This window comes from Vagococcus lutrae, assembly GCF_003987555.1.
Lineage (GTDB): Bacteria > Bacillota > Bacilli > Lactobacillales > Vagococcaceae > Vagococcus_A > Vagococcus_A lutrae.
Genome location: NZ_NGJW01000013.1, coordinates 1 through 19,793, shown reverse-complemented (window position 1 = coordinate 19,793; position 19,793 = coordinate 1). Strand labels below are relative to the sequence as shown.

Sequence of the window (19,793 nt, the reverse complement as noted above, 5' to 3'; positions counted from 1 at the left end):
AATTTTACTTATACCATGTTTTTAGTGTATAGTAAACAAGTAATAAAACTTATTGTGTTGAATGCCGAACATTCACACTGAAGGAGAGAGACTATTGGAAAGAATCGTCGGAACAACAGTACGAGGTCTACGCGGCCCTATCATTAATCAAGGGGACGATTTAGAAACACTTATCGTGGACACTGTATTAGCTGCCTCTAAAATGGAAAAATTTGAAATCGAAGATCGTGACATTGTCACAATTACAGAATCAATCGTTGCCCGCGCACAAGGAAACTACGCAACCGTTGACCACATCGCGACCGATGTTGCTGCGAAATTTGGTGACGACACTGTAGGGATTATCTTCCCAATCCTAAGTCGTAACCGCTTCTCAATCGTTTTACGTGGTATGGCACGTGGTTTGAAAAAAGTGGTCCTTATGCTAAGCTATCCTTCAGATGAAGTTGGCAACCACTTAGTTGACTTAGAAGATTTAGATAAAAAAGGCATCAACCCTTGGACTGATGTGTTAACAGAAGCTGAGTTTCGTCAACATTTCGGCTATCAAAAACATACTTTTACAGGCGTTGACTATATTGATTACTATAAATCATTAATCGAAGCTGAAGGTGCAGAGTGTGAAGTCATCTTCTCAAATAATGCCAAAACAATTTTAGATTACACTAAGAGTGTTTTAACATGTGATATTCATTCACGTTTCCGTACTAAACGTATTTTAAATGAAAACGGCGCAGAAAAAGTATTCGCAATGGACGATATCTTAGCTGCTCCAATTGACGGTAGTGGTTATAACGAACAATACGGCTTACTTGGGTCTAACAAATCAACAGAAGATAGCGTCAAACTATTCCCAAATAACCCACAACCACTTGTCGACGGAATCCAAGCTAAGTTGGCTGAATTAACAGGTAAAAACGTCGAAGTGATGGTTTACGGTGACGGTGCTTTTAAAGACCCTGTTGGAAAAATTTGGGAACTTGCTGATCCTGTCGTTTCCCCAGCTTATACGGCTGGATTAGAAGGAACACCTAACGAAGTCAAGCTAAAATATCTAGCGGATAATAACTTCGCTGATTTACGTGGAGAAGCTTTACAAGAAGCTATCTCTGAGTACATTCAAAACAAAGACGAAGACTTAGTCGGCGCTATGGAAGCACAAGGTACTACACCTCGTCGTCTTACAGACTTAATTGGCTCTCTCTCTGATTTAACATCAGGAAGTGGCGATAAAGGAACACCATTCGTTTACATTAAAGGTTATTTTGATAACTATACAAATTAATAAAAAGACGATAAGCAAGTAGGTTTGCTTATCGTCTTTTCTTATTTTAATTGCCACTGTTCATTATAAAACTTCTTGTATACTAAGTAGCTAGCAATCATTGTTGAAAACCCTGTCGTCGCAATGAGCATAAACATTACCACAATCTGATAGCGAATAGCCATCGTCGGATCAATTCCTGCAAACATCAAACCAGACATCATCCCTGGCAAACTTACTAGCCCAACTGTTTTGGTACGGTCAATACTTGGTGCCATTGCTCCCTTTATACTCTCACGAATAATAGGATTAGAAGCCTGTCTTAAATTCGCTCCTAAGGCTAATTTCTCTTGAATTTGTTGACGTTGGTCATTAAATTGCGACCGCATTTGACGATAACCAACACCTACCGCGGTCATCGCATTGCTCGCAATCATCCCCGTAATCGGTACAATTTGAGAAGGAGTCCATTCTAATGTCCCGGTGATAAATAAAATAAACAACGACAGAAAAGTCCCGGCTCCAATAGCAATCAGCGAGATTTGAAAAGCTCCCTCTATCCCTTCCGCTCGTTTCCCAGCATTAATCCCTGCATTGACTACAATAAACAACACCATGGCTAGTGTCACCCATAAATTATCCACTTTGAATATCGCACTTAAAACATAGCCAATAATGAATAATTGAATAACCGCACGAATCGCCGCAATAAAAATATCTTTTCCTAATCCTAACTGCTCTTTATAATCAATGACTAAGGCAACTGCAATTAAAACCGTCGCAAATGCCAATGACGTATTTGAAATCTCTAAATTTCCCACGATACTTCTACCTCCTTCACGATTCCATCAACCACTTCAATATGGCGATTTGCTTGTTCTAACTCTTGTGGCTGATGTGTAATCCATAAGACGGTTAATCCTTTTTCTTCTTGCAAGCGTTTGATAAAGGCTTGTACATGTAAACGATTCGCCTCATCTAATGCACTCGTAATCTCATCTAGTAACAAAACATCAGGTAATATCAACAGATGACGTACTAGCGCAATTCGTTGTTTTTCGCCACCAGACAACTCCGTGATGGCTTTATTTAAATACGATTCATCTAGTTGTACCTCTTTTAAAAGCATTAACGCACGGTCTTTATCAAATTCTTTTTGACGAATCTCGTAAGGAAAAGAAAGATTATCTAATACCGTTTCACCAAATAACTGTGGTGATTGAAAAACATACGAAACTGCCTGACGATACTCGGTAATTGGTAACTCACTTACGGCTTGACCTTTATACTGAATTTCACCTGCAGTTGGGGTTAATAATGTCCCAATCAGTTTTAATAGAGTAGACTTTCCGCTTCCGGAAGGCCCATAAATAGTGATAAAATCGCCCGGTTTAATAGTTAGTTGTACATCTTTCAATATGTCTTTTTCAGGCACGCTGAAACTGACATGGTTTAACGTTAGTATACTTTCCACATGTGTCACTCCCCTGTTATATAAAAAACACTATCATAAACTTTCTACATTCATGATAGTGTTTACTATAACTATATTAACATTTATTTTCGATAGACTCTATTTATAAAAATCATCCAAGTGCGAACTGTCTAAACCTTGTAAGTCATCCATATTTTCACCATAACTGATACCTGTTCCTTTTCTCCCAGTTGTAGAGAACCCCGTATAATAAACAATGTATTTATCGCCATCCATAATATAACAACTTCGATATAGCCCTCTATTATCCCAATGACTAGAGTCAGGACGTGGTGTCAGTACTTTCTTAAATTCTGAAAACTCATAACCATCTTCAGATTGAGCATAGTATAGTGACATCGTTTGTCGATTAGGTGTTGTGCTCCCAACATCCATTGCTTGACGATTTTCATCCGCCAGAAAAGATGATATCAACAATCCATATTTTCCGTCATTCTCTTTTTGAGCATCTAAATGCCAGTTATGTAAATTTCCCTCCGAATATATTGTTTCAATAATACGCTCTTCCGTCCATTGTTTCATTCTATCAGTAGACTCTATTTCTATCACCTGATATTTTTCATTCACAAAATACATACGGTATTTGTTATCTTCCTTTATAATAGCTGGAGATAAAACTTGTGGTCCATTATAAATAATCGTTTCATCTGACCAGTTAACACCATCTTTACTTTCTCTATAAATGATATTGGCCTTATTATCCTTGCTTCCATCATATTCTCGATAAAAACATAATAAAGTTTCGCTACTATCATCATATATTAAATGTGTGTCAGAATTATAACGTGATAAATCTTCTTTTTTTCCTGGTTTATCATCAATAGGATTAGTTAAACCTTCTGGAACTTCCCATTGAATGCCATCTTTACTAGCATAAATATGCGGATTCTCTTCAGCTGCATTTGATTTGTAAAATGGGGTACCTGCTAGCCAATACGCATACCCATTTATAGGTTTTTTTAATTTTACAACCGAAGGATGAATAACATCTATGTTACCATAGGCAGTAGGCAAGAATAGACGCTCGGTAGAGTTTCTATCAGGCATTCTACGAACTTGAACAGAATCTTTGGTATCAACTTGAATACGATCTTTTCCATATATTTCAACTTGTTTATAACTATTTGGCCCTATAATATCTCTAGTCACAGATCCATATGTTCCATGGTAAATTATTGAAGGTTCCTCACTATTATTTTTTAGAATATATCTTCCATAAGGAAATTCCTCTTTATCCTCATAATAAAGCCCTGGATAAAAATCGCCATTTCTTACATTATCATATTTATAAGTTATATCTTCTCCTAGATATTCTAAACTAAAATAATCTCCATTTTCCACTTGAATAGTCATACCATCTTCTAAGTATGTAATAAAACCATTTTTATCTAGTTCAAAAGGCTGAACATAATTAGATGTTCCCAACAGGATTTTTACATGTTGAGGGACCTCAGATTTGAGTTTGTATCTTCCGTGCTTTAAGTTGGACATATCAAATTCTTTTAAATCAGGATTATTTCTTTCTTCACTATTGACTTGATTAAACTTTACAGAAATATCCTCAGCCTCTGTTGTTATAACATCCTGTTTTGATATCTTTTGACAGCCTGCTAGTAGTAAACACACAGCTAAGATAGCTAAAAACTTTTTTTTCATGCTTTACCTCTTTCTTACTTAGTTAAAAAGTTTATCTTTATTATTAATACAATACACATGATGATAGAAGAAATGCTTATTAAAAGGCTTTGCATCAGCCAAGGAGATTGATAAGTCAATTCAATTTCATGCTCTCCATCTTCAATTTTTGCTCCTACAAACCCATAATTCACTTTCATAATGGGTGTTTCTACACCGTCAACCTTAAGTTTCCAACCCGCAGTATAAGGGATTGAACTTGTTAAAATACTATGCGCAGATGTTGATATTTTTCCTGTTATAGCATCTCCCATGATCTGTAAATCCTTTATACCTTTCTCTTGAATATCCAACATATCATTCAATAAACGTTTATCAAAACTTCTTTTATAAATTTTTATTGCTTCAAAAGAAACTTCACGATTTCCACTAATAAAAATATCAAGCGTATTATTTCCTTCTTTTATTTTTTCATCATTTAATCTGAGTAAAAGATCTTCATGTGGATTAAATGATGAGATGTTTAATGGACTATACTCATAAAAATCTGCTAAGTCATCATCTGCACTTCTAATATTAATAGTGCTTCCTGTTGGCTGAAATTGCCATTGATTCAGATTTGACCGTAATTCACTACTGCGTTTGAAATCTGGATTTTTTATCTTCATTCCTTTTAATACTATGTAGACTTCTTGCATATCAGTCTCATTATTTTTTAAATTAAAATCCACTTGATAATGATTCGCTTTAATGTGCCGAATCTCCTGACTCTTAACAGTCATTAAAGATGATTGATTAACTTTTCCAGTCTTTACTTCATCTAGCAATTCTGGAACAATAGTCCCTTGAGTTAATTTTGTTTCTTCTAGGAGTGGATTTCCATCGTTTTGTTCTTTGAATTGTGTTTCCATTGTGTAAATCAACGGGAAATTAGTATCAGTCTTATAAATAGAAACAGCTTTTTCATTTTCTCTATATTGTTTATACAATACTGGAACATTATCGGATATTCCCTTTCTCGCAAATATATAGCTAACGCCTAAATAATTATTTAAAATAGTGCGGTTATCCAATTGTTTAATAGGCTCAGCCAAGGTTGCCTGCTTATTACCCATCGCTGACGAAAACGCTCCTAGATGTTCATTTTGTAAACTATAATAAGAACTTAGCATGTTAACATCTAAAAAATCTCCGACGTTCATCCTATCTATTGATTGGCTTCCTTTTCCATAATCACTAGTCATAGATATTCGTTGAAAATCATTAGATTTTATGTTTAATTCTAACTCCCGTTGAGCAAAGTATTCCTTATATAGATTGGATGCTTCTCCGCTTGTGATATGGGCATTGACATAGCCAACACCCTCAGGATGATGGTAATAATTTCCATTAATTGTGACATTAAATATTATTAGTATAAACAACATATAACTAGCTGTTGACACTTTAAGGTTCGCATTATAAACGCTATACAGAATAAAAATAATTATAAACAATACGACTACTAACATCAAATCATAAATATTCTTGTAAAAGCTTAATTCTGTACCTAATATTGCTATAATTCCAAACATTGAAGTAAAAGTTACTAGAAAGACAAATTCAACTCGTGTTAATTTTTCTTTTTCATTCATTGACATTATGAAGTTTGTAGTAGCCACAGCGAATAACAAAGCAAACATAAACGTCCATCTCAAAGATGGAGTACTAAATCCGTTTATAACCGCTGAGATATATGGGAACATTAAACCTACTAACCCTATTATCAATCCTATGTTTAATTTGATATTTTGTTTAAAATGATATAATGACTGCAGAACAGCTGGGACAAAAATTATTGCATATCCTCCATGAAAATCAAATTCTCTGAACTTCGGAGGATGTATAAATGCCTTAAACAAATTAACATAGTAATCAAGTGGGTAATATTTTATTCCATTAGCAAAGGGGACATCAGCCCTTGTAGAGTGAATGAACGCATATACAGCTGGGACAAAAAATAATGCGGACATACCCAACCCCAAAATCAGATAAGGAATAATCTTTAAAAACCTCATATTTTTATCCCGAATAGAGTCCTCAGACAGATAGTTTTCGAGAAGAAAATAAATAGCACCAAATAAAATAATAAAAAACGCAAAATAAAAGTTACTAATCAACGCCCAACATAATACTATTGAAACTAAATAAGGATGTTTATTAGATAAAAATGCATCTATACTGTATAAGAAATATGGAAGAATAACCATAGGTGTCAAAAACATTGGATGAGTAACAGAGCCATGTATAACGTAGCCACAAAAAGTATAAACTAACACCCCTGATAATAATGCAATATCAGAATACTTTTGTTTGTTTTTTAAAAAAATTAGCATTCCCAATCCCGCAAAAAATACCTTACTCAACATCATGACATTAAAAGCTACTTCCATATTATTAAAAAATAAAGCTATATAAGAAAAGATGTCCCCAATACCATAATAACTATAGCTTTGAACTTTATCAGCACCTATCCCTATGCTCCAGTCCCAAATTGCTAATGAGTTACCTTTTAAAATGTTCATCCCAAACTCTTTGATATTTCCTAATGCTACATAATGTTGAGATAAGCCATCATAAACGCCAATAAGACTTTTCTGATTCAATATATAGGGAAGATATATCACTAAAGTGATAACAAAAAATAAACCTATATATTTTAAAAAAATATTCTCTCTATTAGGTCTTTCCATTAATAAACCACCCTTTTTATTTATCTTTTTATTCATTCTTTAATATAACCTATATATCAATGAATTTAAACCTTTTATTAAATCATTGAATCTAATTTTTTAGTTATCTATTTATTTTTTATCTAAGAAGATATCTTATTTCTATCTAGAGACTCAATTATTAAAAATTTATTTATCAGAAGGCACTATCTATCATTATCACATGTTAATTGATATAATGGTTTATAACTCATTATTCTATAAGATACAATTAGGAGGTTTATATGAAACTCATCACAATTTGTATTCCTTTTTTCAATGAAGAGGAAAATATTTACGCTGTACATAAAGAATTAACAAAATTAGCGAATTCCTTTAAAACTAAATATTTATTTGAATTTCTATTTATAAATGATGGTAGTTTTGATACATCTTTAGATCTAGTAAAAGAGCTCGCTCAAGTTGATTCTCGCGTACAATATGTTGACTTATCCCGTAACTACGGAAAAGAAGTTGCCATGCTGGCTGGTTTTGACCATGCTAGAGGAGATGCCATGGTCATTATGGATGCAGATTTACAGCATCCACCTGAAGTGATACCAAACATGATTTCAGAATGGGAAAAAGGCTACCAAGATGTTTATGGTAAGCGACTAGCTCGTCACGGTGAACCATTTTATAAAAAAGCTTTTTCAAAATTATATTACAAAATTTTAGGTATGTTTTCTAAACTCCCTGTTTTAGAGTCTGTGGGAGATTTTAGATTACTGGATCGAAAATGTATAGATGGAATCAAACAATTAAGAGAATCTGAACGTTACACAAAAGGATTATACATGTGGGTAGGTTATAAAAAGAAAGAAGTAACTTTTGAAGCAAATGAACGTTTTGCTGGTGAAACAAAGTGGAAGTTTAATTCCCTATTACGTCTGGCTATCGATGGTATTGTTTCTAATTCTGTTAAGCCTTTACGTTTTTCACTAATTAGCGGTCTAATCATTGCGCTCATCTCCTTTATTTATATGATCTATGTTTTAATTAAAACACTATTATTTGATAACCCAACTCCAGGATATCCATCATTAGTGATTCTCATCTTATTTCTAAGTGGTACACAACTTATATTTTTAGGTATTATAGGTGAATATATTGGACGTATTTTTATAGAATCAAAAAATCGGCCTCCATATTTAATTCAAGACTACTTTAAACAAGAAGTTAAAGACTTGGAGGAAAATAACCATCATGATGAAAAAATTTAAAAAATTCATCTTAAAATTCAGTTTTATGAATGAAGAATATTATGCGATCTTGATGTACCTTATCATGGGTGGTATTACCACAGTGATTAACATCGTAAGTTTTTGGCTTTTTAATGAAAAAATTGGTATCAACTATACTGTTTCTAATATCATTGCCTGGATTTTTTCTGTTTTATTTGCTTATATCTCAAATAAACTTTATGTTTTTGAGAGCAAACACAGCACCTTAACAGATTTATATCGCGAAATAGCTTCTTTTTTTGGGTTTCGTTTATTGAGTCTGTTTATGGATTTATTGGCAATGTTTATCATGATTAGTCTTTTACACATCGCACCGCTTATTTCTAAAATACTAGCTAACGTTGTTGTTTTAATCGCTAATTATCTTTTTAGCAAATTCTTTATTTTTAAAAAAAATAACTATGAAATCTAAAAAAGCTCAATAAGTTGAAATATATCAAAAGTCATTGCAATCTACTTATCATATTATCATAGCACTATAAGTAATGGTAAACACTACTTATAGTGCTTTTGTTCGTTTTTACTGTTGAATTTTTGTTGTTTTATTGTAGAATAGATATATGATTAAAATAAAACGAACAAAAGAAAGGGATTATAATGAATTATTCGCTTATAGTTAAAGGGAATGCTTTTTACACCTCGTCACGCTCACAACTAGAATTTTTAGCCGATTCACTATTTTTTATTGATTTCGAAGGCAAGATTGTCAACATCTCACAACCTTCCGACAAAGAATACTCACAACAACTTGCTTTAGCTAAACAACAAAAGGTATTTGTAGAATTGAAAAATGGGCAATATCTTATTCCCGGCCTCGTAGACCTCCATATCCATGCTCCACAATGGCCACAAGCGGGACGCGCTTTAGATAAGCCACTTGAAGATTGGCTACAAACGTATACCTTTCCGCTAGAAGCACGCTTTTCAGATTTAGACTATGCAACGACTGTATATGAAAATCTCGTCTCACACTTACTCGCCAATGGAACAACCACTGGACTTTACTTTGCTTCTATTCATAAAGAAGCTTCTTTTCGTTTAGCTGAAATTTGTGCAAAAAAAGGACAGCGAGGGCTAGTAGGTAAGGTCGTCATGGACGATCCCATCATGAACCCTGATTTTTATCGTGATGCATCAACTGAATCTGCTCTTGCTGATACCGAATCGTTTATTCAGGACGTCCAAGCTCTTCACAAAAAAACCAAACAAGGCGTCTATCCAGTCGTCACACCTCGCTTTATCCCGAGCTGTACCGACGAAGCTTTGCATGGTTTAGGTAAGCTAGCCAAGAAGTATGATGTTCATATTCAATCACACTGTAGTGAAAGCGATTGGGAACATCACTATGTGAAAGAACGATTTAATCAAAATGACGCACACGCACTTCACTCATTTCAACTTTTAGGTGATAAAGCAGTCATGGCTCATTGTAATCATCTCGCCCACGAGGATGCCTTACTTTTCCAACAAAATGGGACGGGAATTGCCCATTGTCCCATTTCAAATGCTTATTTTGCCAACGCTGTTTTACCGCTTGCAGAATTCGCAAACGATTATCATCTCGATATTGGTTTAGGTACCGATATTAGTGGTGGATTTAGTCCTTCTCTTTTTGAAAATATACGACAAACAGTTATGGCTTCTCGCTATTTAGACGAAGGCGTCGACCCCAAAAAAACTGCAGCAGAAAGAGGGACAAAAGAATCTAAGATTTCGATAATCCAATCCTTTTATCATGCTACGGCTGGCGGTGGGCAAGCTCTTTCCTTGCCAATTGGAAAGTTTGAAAAAAACTACGCTTGGGATGCTTTAGTTATTGACACTCAAGATGTCGGCAATCCAATGCCTTTCTTCGAATCGAATATCGCACCAGAAGAAATTTTAGAAAGCATGCTATATCTTATACAAGCAACCAATATACAAAAAGTTTGGGTACAAGGTGAACTTGTCCATCAAAAAGGAGTTTAATCATGGAACAATCCATTAAAAATCAATCTATTAAAGCTGACACAGACTCACGTTTACTGATAGGCCCTAATGAGTCCGTATCCCCCTTTCAAGCCGCACTACTTGGGATTCAACACGTATTAGCCATGGACGTTTATGTTGTGCCATTTATTATTGCTTCCATCATTGGTCTTTCAGCTCAAGAAACCTCTATTTTAATACAATCTACTTTTTTAGCCGCAGGTATCGCCACGATTATTCAATCGCATTTTTGTATGAAACTGCCTGTCGGACAAGGGCCTTCTTTCATTCCTATTGGAGCGATTGCGGGGATTTATTTTGCTAACGGTTCTGGTATCGAAGGTTGGGCAAGTGTTCTAGGCGCGTCTTTAATCGGCGCTTTGTTGGTCGTTCTATTAAGTTTTACTGGTGTTTTCACTAAAATCATTCGACATTTTGTGCCAGCTATTGTTGGTGGCACCATTATTTTCATCGTAGGACTTTCATTAATGCCAGTTGCGTTAAATAATAATATTTTTATTGGTGAAGGTTCTTCCCTTAATCAAAATATTATTTTAGCGGTATTTTCTGCTTTTATCTTAGTTGCAAGTGTCATGATTGCTAGTGTATTTCCAAATAAAGGACGCTACATAAAAATTACGTCAGTCATTCTAGCTTTATTTGGCGGTTCTCTTCTAGCTAATTTTATGGGGATTCTCGATTTATCAGCTGTAAAGCAAGCAAGTTGGTTCTCCTTAATGCCGATACCGTTTAAAGATTTTCATTTTTCATTTAATCTATCCGCAACCGTCACAATGTTAATTATTTATCTCGTGTTAATGGCTGAAACTACTGGAACATGGTTTGCTGTTAGTCAAGTATGCGATACGCCTCTTTCTGATGAGCAGCTTAATCGCGGCGTGTTAGGAGAAGGACTAGGCTGTGTCGTTTCGAGCTTACTTGGATCTACCCCTGTGACAGGTTACTCGACCAATGCGGGAATTATTTCAATTACAGGTGTGGCAAGTCGTAAGGTGCTTACTGCCGCAGGTTTTTGGTTCATTTTGTTTGGATTTTCAGGCAAGTTATCTGCTTTAATTTCAGCAATTCCTACAGCTGTTATTGGTGGGGTATTTGTTGTCGTGTGTGGTATTATCGCAACAAGTGGCTTACAAGTGATGAAAAATGTCGCTATCGGTGAACGTGAAATGTATATTATCGCTTTACCGATGATTATGACACTTGCTTTAACATTTATTCCACAAGACTACGTTGGTAGCTTACCTCAGACTATTCAATATTTATTTAGCTCACCTGTTGCCACTGCTTCGCTCTTAGCGATTACTTTGAATAAATTACTTCCAAATTAAAAAGGAAAGCTCCTGTTTGCTAGGAGCTTTCCTTTTTAATTACTCACTATATTCCGATATCCTTCTATCAATGCCGCATTTTGTGTTTCAGTAAAGTCAATAGTTTGTTGTTCATTCCCTTGATTTTGAGCTGTCACCAATATTTTAGGAGTGCCATCCTTTAACGTAAAGAGGTACCAATAGCTTGAGCGAGGATAATCGCGTTCTATATTAGAATACATCGCCACCACTTGATAAGTGGTCGACTGATTCTCTCCAATCAACGATATCGAAACAGGTTGACCATTAACTGAAAGCGATAGATCGCCAAAATCTCCGGGTAAGTTAACGCCATAATAATTAATCGTTTGACCATTTGGGTAGGCTTTATCATAATGTTGGTCCATGCTTTGTTCCCATTCACTGATAAACTCATCTAAAGCTTTCTGCTTGTTATCATTCCATACTGGTGACTTTTCCGATGTAGTAGAAGTTGTTTTACGCTCTCCTTTTCCCCACATCTCCAGTTGCTCTTCTGCTTGCTTTTTCAATGTTTTCGAACCATTTTTTGACGTAATTAAATCAATATAAACATCCTCTGCTTCCTTTTCTTTCCCTTCTTCCATTAACTTTTGCCCTTTTTGATACCATTCGACTTGCTTTTTTAATAAGGTCGCTTCGGCATCATTCGCTTGATACTCTAAGGCCAAATCAAAAGACGCGAGAGCTTTGTCATACTCTTCATCAATAATGGCTTCTTTGCCTTTAGCCAAAGCCGATGCATACCACTCTTGTCCATCCGTCTTAGCTTGTTTATCCGTCTGTTCACTGGTGGGTTGCTGACACCCAACTAAAGTAAACACAACTACTAATAGCACTGCGATATATCGTTTCATCTCACAACCTCTTTTCTCAAATTTAATCCTTGAGTCTATTCTATAATAAAAAAACACTTCAATCTAGCTATCTAAACTGAAGTGTCTCTTTTATTTAAAATGGATTATAAAAACGCCCTTGATTTACTTTAAATAAACTAAAGGAAATAATGAGTAGTACTAACGAAACACCTATGACAAAATAATCGTGGAACCGATACGTTTGAGCAGAATACCATGTTCGATTTTTATGTCGCCCAAATCGGCGCAACTCCATCGCGGTGCTAATGACATCAATGCGTTCGATACTTGATAAAACTAATGGAAATACAATCGCCACCGTCCCCTTAGCACGCGCTCGAAAAGGCGCTTTTCTGGATAATTCAATACCTCTAGCTTGCTGTGCCATTGAGATATCAAAAAAATCACGTTGAACATCTGGAATATAGCGCAACGCTAAGGCAACCGCATAACTAATTTTATAACTGACACCTATCTTATTCAAGCTCGCAGCAAACTCACTTGGATTCGTCGTCAAAATAAAGATCAAGGCAATAGGAATCGACGCGATATATTTTAATAACAGATTAAATTCATAAAAAAGTTGTTCCTGTGTTAAAGTAAAACGTCCGACACCTTCCCATATCACATGACGTGTTCCGTAAACAGATACACCATACTCAGGTGAGAACAAATAGACAGCGATTAAATTTAACAGAGAAAACACGGCTACGAACTTCACGACAAAGGAAATCTCTTTCCATTTAATATGAGATAGTCGAAATAGCACGATGGATAAAAGGCTCATCGCTAGGAGAAAACGTGTATCATACGTTGTCATCGTGGCAACTGATAGAAAAACTAACGCCAAAAGTTTAGAGGCACCACTCAACTGATGAATGACTGTCTTCTTTGGTATATAGCCTAATAACTGGGTCTGACTCATTTTAATCTCGCCTCCCGATCAAATGCAATAAATTTTTCAGTAAACGAGACAGGGTCAGCCATATCTAGTTGCTGAGAGAACGTAAACAGACTCGTTTCTTTTAACGACGCCTTCTCTACTAATTGATGATTTGTTAGAATATGGGCGGGAATATCATCTGCTAACACTCGCCCCTCACCAATCACTATCGCTCGGTCGGTATACTCTAACATCAAATGCATGTCATGTGTGACCATACCCACAGTTACCCCTTGATGACTAATCTGCGATAGAAAATCCATCATTTCAGTATAATGTTTTAAATCCTGTCCAGCTGTCGGCTCGTCTAGTAAAATCATTTTAGGATTTAGCACTAAGATAGACGCGATTGTCACACGTTTTTTCTGACCAAAACTCAAAGCAGAAATCGGCCAATTACGAAATGGGTATAAGCCGCAAACTTTTAAAACATGAGTGACACGTTCTTCGATTTCCTCTTCGGATACCCCTCTTAGCACAAGACCTAACCCTACTTCTTCTCGTATCATCTTTTTAGAAATCATTTGATTTGGGTTTTGCATGACGTAACCAACATAGTCGGCGCGTTCTTTAATCGAAAGCGAGTTGAAGTCTTGATTGTTCCACATGAATTGCCCAGATTCAGCAGGCGTAAAGCCACAGATAGCTTTACACAATGTCGATTTACCTGCACCATTTTCTCCAACAATACTGACCATTTCTCCAGTATGAAAATCGACAGATAAATCCTGAAGAACTGGTTTACCTTGCGCTTCGTAACGAACGGTTAAATCTTTGATAGACAATAATGGTGACTGTTTTTCCATAACTCGCGGTTGTGGTAAGTCTGAAACCCACTCTTGCATTTGCGTTTTCAGCTTGGGAGCGGTCACGTCTGAAAGTGAAGCTATTTTTTCAACTTGCGATAAGTCAACCCCTGCATACTTCATGGCTGAAATATACAATGGTTCACGAATTCCAACATCTGCTAGTAAAGATTGTTTTAATAATTCGTCAGGTGATGAATCAGAAATAATCTGACCTTCAGAAAACACTAAGATGCGGTCAACATCTCGGTATAAAACATCTTCTAAACGGTGTTCTACGATGATAATCGTCGCACCGTACTGTTCGTTCAATTCATCTAATAACACCATCGACTCTTTCCCCGTTTTTGGGTCAAGATTAGCAAGTGGTTCATCTAACAGTAAAATTGGCACTTCATCAATTAACACACCCGCCATTGAAACACGTTGTTTTTGTCCGCCCGATAAATCTTGCGGTCGATGTGATAAATGGTCGGTTAAATACACTGTTTCTGCCATTTTCTTTACGGCATGCTTCATTTCTGACTGGGCTACACATTCATTTTCTAAAGAGAAAGCAATGTCTTCTGCAACACTTAGCCCAATAAATTGTCCATCAGTGTCTTGTAAAACTGTTCCAATATCAAAAGACAAACTGGACAAAGAAGATGTCGAAACATCCTTGCCATTGACCTGAACACTACCTGTTAGCGCACCAGAATACATATGTGGAATCAACCCATTCATACAGTGAGCAAACGTGGACTTCCCGCTCCCACTTGGTCCGACCACTAATATCTTCTCACCTGGATAGATAGCGATATTTAAATCATGAAGTGTCGGTTCAGATTGACTATGATACTGAAACGACACATCTTTAAATTCAATTAAAGGTTTCATTTTTTAGCCTCAAATCTTTTGTTTCTTTCTTATAGGAAAAGAAAGTTGAACTCACATTCAACTTTCTCACTGTCTCTATTTTATCATATTTATTCTTTTGTTAAGCTACCTTTTTTCGTACGTGAAGAGGCGTATGCTTTCATTAATAATGTGCCTATAATCCCCACTGCCACACTATTACTCACCGCCGCAATCACACCTTGTGTGAAAACTTTATTCGCTGGCTCACTATAAATTAAAATGTCCAATACAGGTGCTAATACACCCCAGACTACTAAGTGACTAATAACTTGCAAAACATTAAAGCGAATGATATCTTTTTTTGGAAAAAGTCCTTCTTCTAATTTTAGCTGTTTACCTATCCAACCATATGCAAAGCCAATCGCGCCTGAACAAATAATCCAACTCCACCACGCACCATAAGTTGTTAAATCTTTAATCGTATGCCCAATAAAACCAATTAAAAATCCTGCAGCTGGACCAAATAAGCTCGCAATTAAAGCTAAAAATGGATAGCTTGTTTCAATATTAGTATTCGGGAATCCTGTCGGAATCACAACAAATCGACCCAAAATAACAAAAACGGCTGCCCCAATACCAATGGCGACAATCGTCTGAACCGAAAACTCTTTTTTCATGATTTCTCCACCTATTCTTTTTAATTATTATAACACGTCTTCTTCATAGATAACACGCGGTGCCTTGCGAATTTCTAATGTCCAGTCAATCCCAGTCCCAATATGATAAAGTTTTGAAAATGAATCTTGATTAACAGCTACCCCAACATTGACGAGTGAATTAATATAAACAAGTGGCTCACCGATATTGACATCTGCAAATGAACGAGCAAATAACAAAATATTTTGATAGACTTTATTCTCTTTATGATAGATAGTGACTTGCACACGGTCGCCTGGTTTCACATTAATGCGTTTCAAACTATCAGATGAGATATTCGACCATAATGAACCAAAACGTACGTCTAATACGTCGATACTGCCTCTCAAAATAGTGCCTGTTTGTGATTCTTCGATTAAAGGCAACGTAACGAGCGTGTCAGGTTCAATCGGTGACCCTAGCTCTTCAAACGTGGTCTCTCCCACAGCTAAACGCGCACCATTATAAGCATAGATATCACGTCCATGGAATGTGTGACTTTCTTCTGAATGAGGCAAGCGACTCTTAACTTCATCAATCGCACGAATTTCTTCAATTCCATCGTAATGCTGAATATGAGTAATGGAACCATTATCTGGGGTAATAATATAATGACCAGACGTGGTTTTACATACGATACTGCGGCGATGACTTCCCACACCCGGATCCACTACTGAAACAAAAACAGTGCCTTTTGGCCAATACTTAACCGTTTGATATAAACGATACGAAGCAATCCAAATATCATACGGTGGAATTTCATGGGTTAAATCTTGAACCCGAATAGTCGGATCCACGGTATACGCAACCCCATACATTGCACTGACTGCACCATCTACTAAACCAAAATCTGTCTGTAGCACTAAACAATTTGTCATAATTCACACTCCATTTCCTTTTCTTCTTAAATGTATCATGAAATCATCAGTGACTCAACAATAAAGCGAATGTTTTGTTGCATATATACTTTTTAGTTCGTCATTAACCAACTCTTGTCCATTCGTCGATTGATTTTCCTTCTGAGTCCACCAACACTTGCCAGCCATTAGTCCCACCATAATAGAGAAATAAGCCGACTTCATTAACGCTTTTTAATATGACATCTTCTATTGTATAGCCGTTTTGAATCTTATCTGCTTGTTCTAGACGCAATTTGTCGCCTACTTTAGCAGCAAACCCTACTGACCCATCTTTATTCAGCGGAGCCTCTTGAACAAGTTTAGCTCCAGCTACAATACACATCTCTTGTCTTTTTTGCCAATAAACAGTGGCACTACTTCCTCTGTACGTCACATTAAAAGGAATATCCTTTATCTCTTTCGTCCATTTATGACGTGCTTTCGCTGGTTTATTATTAGGGGATTTTTCTAAAGATAAACCTAGTATCGGTAAAAGTTGTTTCAAATCGCTCATCCAAGGAGAAACGTCTGTTTCCATCCATAACGGCTCTTTTTTTATCTTATCGTAGATATTATCTAGCACTTCACTATCACTAAACGGCAAACACAACCATCGTTCGTCTTTTGGTTTTTTTGATGGTAAATCATTCGTCAGACAGACGGTTTTTAAATAGTGTGGGTCAAAAATAAATATAAGTCCGCAACTTTTAAGACTAGTTTTACTTTCCAATAAGTACCACTCTCTTGATGAATCTTCTATTGATATCTTCTTTTTTCCGTCTAATAACTTGATTTTAATTTCCACTATTATCTTCCTTCTATATTTTATGTCTACTACTATTTTTTATTTTCATTTGATTTTATATTTAAAAGTGCTAAAATTTGAATACATTAGTAAAAAGGAGTTTTTGTATGTCTTCAACTAACAAACGAGTCGGTAATAGTAAATCTCAATATTTATTTATATACTTGTTACAGTTCTTATTATCTATCATCAGTACTATCTCTATATCTTTTTATTTTAATTACTTGCTACAAAAAAGTATGCAAGAAGATCTTTCTTTGTTTGATACTCAATTATTTTTCTTTGAATCAGCTCTTTATCAAACAAGTATTCTTATTATACTTTTTTTATTCTTATGGTCGCTAACAGGTAGATATTTAATCTCCTTACTAATATATTCTTCTTCTATTCTCAGTTTGTTTTATGCTAATCATCAAAAATTCTTACAAAGAAATGAACCTATTTATCCTAACGAACTTATAGAAATATTCAATATTAAAGATTTACTTACTATGGTGGATACCAAATCTATAAGCTTATACATCGTGTATTTTTTAATAACCTGTGCAATATTAGTTTTATTTTATTGGAAAGTAAGTCCTATAATGATTCATGCCTATGATTCATTACTTGAACCTGATATAAGAGAGCAATTTTTAAAAAGAAAAAAATACACACTATTATTCATTCGATTATTTACTCTTGCATCGACAAGTGGCTTGCTTTTCTTATCTATTAATTTTAATTACAATAATACCATAAAAAAGATGATCCATTTAGAGGATGAAGTACAGTACTCTTTTAACCCAAGAATAGTTTATCAAAGATACGGTTTCATTACTGGTTTTCTTTTTCACACTAAAACAGAACCGATGAGTGAACTTCCAGACTACAGTAAAGAAAAAATAGAGAGTATTCAAAATCGTTATTTAAACAAAAGTAAGTTAATTAATCAATCTCGCGAAGATAGCTTTAATTCACAAAAAATTATTTATATTTTAAGTGAATCCTTTAGCGATCCTAGTAAAATAGACTATCTAAACATTTCTGATAGTCCTATAAAACAAATTAAAGATATTAAAGAGAAGACTCAGAGCGGAACAATGGTCGCTAGTTCAATTGGAGGAGGAACAGCTAATATAGAGTATTCTTCCTTGACGAGTCTTAATCTAAATTTGTTTAATCCACAAATGACGATACCTTACACAACATTACTTCCTCAACAACAAGAAGCTAAATCGATTTTACAATTGTATAAAAATCCTAATGCATATGCTATCCACCCTTATACACCTAATCTATATAGGAGAAAAGAAGCTTTCAATAAATTTGGCTTCAAAGACTTTATTACAGAAGACGACTTTGCCGAGTTAGAACTAATTGGAGAGTCTAATTATTACTCTGATAAATCAGCCTACAATGAATCTCTAAGAACTTTAGAGGAATATAAAGATACTAATTTCATTCAAATTATCACGATGCAAAATCACGGTCCTAATTACAGAGAATTTGATAACCGAGAAATCTCTGAAGTTAACAATGACGAGATAAAACCAGAAAATATCACACGTATTAACAATTATATGAGAGGTTTAAACATCACGGATGATGAAACTATAAACTTTCTCAACAAGTTAAATGAGATCGATGAGAACGTTACTGTTTTATTCTATGGAGATCATTTACCATATTTCTACTTAGACCTAAATATTGATAAAAATGATCCTATTTATTACCAAACAGAATTTTTTGTATATAATACAAAAAAAGAAAACCATCATCAAAACTATGAGTCTTTAAGCCCACAATTCTTCACAAATATTGTGGCAAGAGCTAATAATAGTAAAATTTCACCATTTTATGCGATCCTAGAGGAACTATTAAGTAATAATGTTACTTGGTTCGATAAAGAGTATTGCATCGTGGATGGTGAAAAAATTAAGATTAGCGACAGCAATAAGAAAATACAGACGTTAATTAATGATTTTAATTTAGTTCAATATGACCAAACAACTGGAAAAAACTACTTGTCTGACAGTTTCTACCAAATAACTGAATAAAAGGCTCTATAATTTAAAGGACTGATGAATCAAAAAATTGATTCATCAGCCCTTTTTCAATTTTCTTAATTTTAGGTATTAAAAAGCATACCGTTCTCCTATATGATTAATTTACGACAAAAAACCAAACGGGAGGCGATATGCTCATGTCTAATGATATCAAAAAATTACTACGAATCATAGAG

The 19,793-nt window shown here is 35.1% G+C and carries 16 protein-coding genes; 6 read left to right on the top strand and 10 right to left on the bottom strand.

Annotated features, from left to right (window positions below; genetic code table 11):
• The first annotated feature begins 94 nt into the window (after positions 1-94).
• Entirely contained in the window at positions 95-1,285 is a 1,191-nt protein-coding gene (locus CBF33_RS08640) for a coenzyme F420-0:L-glutamate ligase (protein ID WP_126763430.1), read from the top strand.
• Between the two features lie 41 nt (positions 1,286-1,326).
• On the opposite strand, the gene CBF33_RS08635 is transcribed toward CBF33_RS08640, so the two are convergent.
• From CBF33_RS08635 to CBF33_RS08620, 4 genes are all read right to left on the bottom strand, one after another.
• On the bottom strand, positions 1,327-2,088 hold the full coding sequence (locus CBF33_RS08635; RefSeq protein WP_126763428.1) for an ABC transporter permease: 762 nt from the start codon (positions 2,086-2,088) through the stop codon (positions 1,327-1,329).
• Complete coding sequence (locus tag CBF33_RS08630) at positions 2,073-2,738, bottom strand: ABC transporter ATP-binding protein (RefSeq protein WP_237662111.1); 666 nt, start codon at positions 2,736-2,738, stop codon at positions 2,073-2,075. Before CBF33_RS08630 ends, CBF33_RS08635 begins: the two co-directional genes overlap by 16 nt.
• Before the next feature lie 99 nt (positions 2,739-2,837).
• Positions 2,838-4,415: a glycoside hydrolase family protein gene (locus tag CBF33_RS08625; protein WP_126763425.1), complete on the bottom strand. Its 1,578-nt coding sequence runs from the start codon at positions 4,413-4,415 to the stop codon at positions 2,838-2,840.
• 14 nt (positions 4,416-4,429) lie between these two features.
• A complete protein-coding gene (locus CBF33_RS08620) occupies positions 4,430-7,126 on the bottom strand; it encodes a YfhO family protein (RefSeq protein WP_170167780.1) in 2,697 nt (898 codons plus the stop codon).
• Between the two features lie 263 nt (positions 7,127-7,389).
• Here CBF33_RS08620 and CBF33_RS08615 point away from each other — a divergent pair, with 263 nt between their 5' ends.
• From CBF33_RS08615 to CBF33_RS08600, 4 genes are all read left to right on the top strand, one after another.
• Positions 7,390-8,367 (top strand): glycosyltransferase family 2 protein, encoded by a 978-nt coding sequence (locus CBF33_RS08615; RefSeq protein WP_126763421.1) that lies wholly within the window; start codon positions 7,390-7,392, stop codon positions 8,365-8,367.
• A complete protein-coding gene (locus CBF33_RS08610; protein WP_244919702.1) occupies positions 8,351-8,800 on the top strand; it encodes a GtrA family protein in 450 nt (149 codons plus the stop codon). The genes CBF33_RS08615 and CBF33_RS08610 overlap by 17 nt, the downstream gene beginning before the upstream one ends.
• 185 nt (positions 8,801-8,985) lie before the next feature.
• A complete protein-coding gene (guaD, locus tag CBF33_RS08605; RefSeq protein ID WP_211329540.1) occupies positions 8,986-10,356 on the top strand; it encodes a guanine deaminase in 1,371 nt (456 codons plus the stop codon).
• A gap of 2 nt (positions 10,357-10,358) precedes the next feature.
• Entirely contained in the window at positions 10,359-11,705 is a 1,347-nt protein-coding gene (locus CBF33_RS08600; RefSeq protein ID WP_126763417.1) for a uracil-xanthine permease family protein, read from the top strand.
• Positions 11,706-11,740: 35 nt separating this feature from the next.
• Here CBF33_RS08600 and CBF33_RS08595 read toward each other — a convergent pair whose 3' ends face one another.
• The 6 genes from CBF33_RS08595 to CBF33_RS08570 form a co-directional block, all read right to left on the bottom strand.
• Positions 11,741-12,580 carry a DUF4767 domain-containing protein gene (locus tag CBF33_RS08595; RefSeq protein WP_126763415.1) on the bottom strand — a complete coding sequence of 280 codons (840 nt, stop codon included), beginning with the start codon at positions 12,578-12,580 and terminating at the stop codon, positions 11,741-11,743.
• A gap of 94 nt (positions 12,581-12,674) precedes the next feature.
• Positions 12,675-13,505: an energy-coupling factor transporter transmembrane component T family protein gene (locus CBF33_RS08590; RefSeq protein ID WP_126763410.1), complete on the bottom strand. Its 831-nt coding sequence runs from the start codon at positions 13,503-13,505 to the stop codon at positions 12,675-12,677.
• Positions 13,502-15,208, bottom strand: a complete 1,707-nt coding sequence (locus tag CBF33_RS08585) for an ABC transporter ATP-binding protein (RefSeq protein WP_126763408.1) — start codon at positions 15,206-15,208, stop codon at positions 13,502-13,504. The genes CBF33_RS08590 and CBF33_RS08585 overlap by 4 nt, the downstream gene beginning before the upstream one ends.
• A gap of 89 nt (positions 15,209-15,297) precedes the next feature.
• Entirely contained in the window at positions 15,298-15,846 is a 549-nt protein-coding gene (locus CBF33_RS08580) for an ECF-type riboflavin transporter substrate-binding protein (protein ID WP_126763406.1), read from the bottom strand.
• 27 nt (positions 15,847-15,873) lie between these two features.
• Positions 15,874-16,743 carry an SAM hydrolase/SAM-dependent halogenase family protein gene (locus CBF33_RS08575; RefSeq protein WP_126763404.1) on the bottom strand — a complete coding sequence of 290 codons (870 nt, stop codon included), beginning with the start codon at positions 16,741-16,743 and terminating at the stop codon, positions 15,874-15,876.
• Between the two features lie 103 nt (positions 16,744-16,846).
• On the bottom strand, positions 16,847-17,569 hold the full coding sequence (locus CBF33_RS08570) for a hypothetical protein (protein WP_126763402.1): 723 nt from the start codon (positions 17,567-17,569) through the stop codon (positions 16,847-16,849).
• A gap of 107 nt (positions 17,570-17,676) precedes the next feature.
• Between CBF33_RS08570 and CBF33_RS08565 the strand changes: the two genes are divergently transcribed.
• Entirely contained in the window at positions 17,677-19,608 is a 1,932-nt protein-coding gene (locus CBF33_RS08565; RefSeq protein ID WP_126763400.1) for an LTA synthase family protein, read from the top strand.
• Positions 19,609-19,793 lie beyond the last annotated feature (185 nt).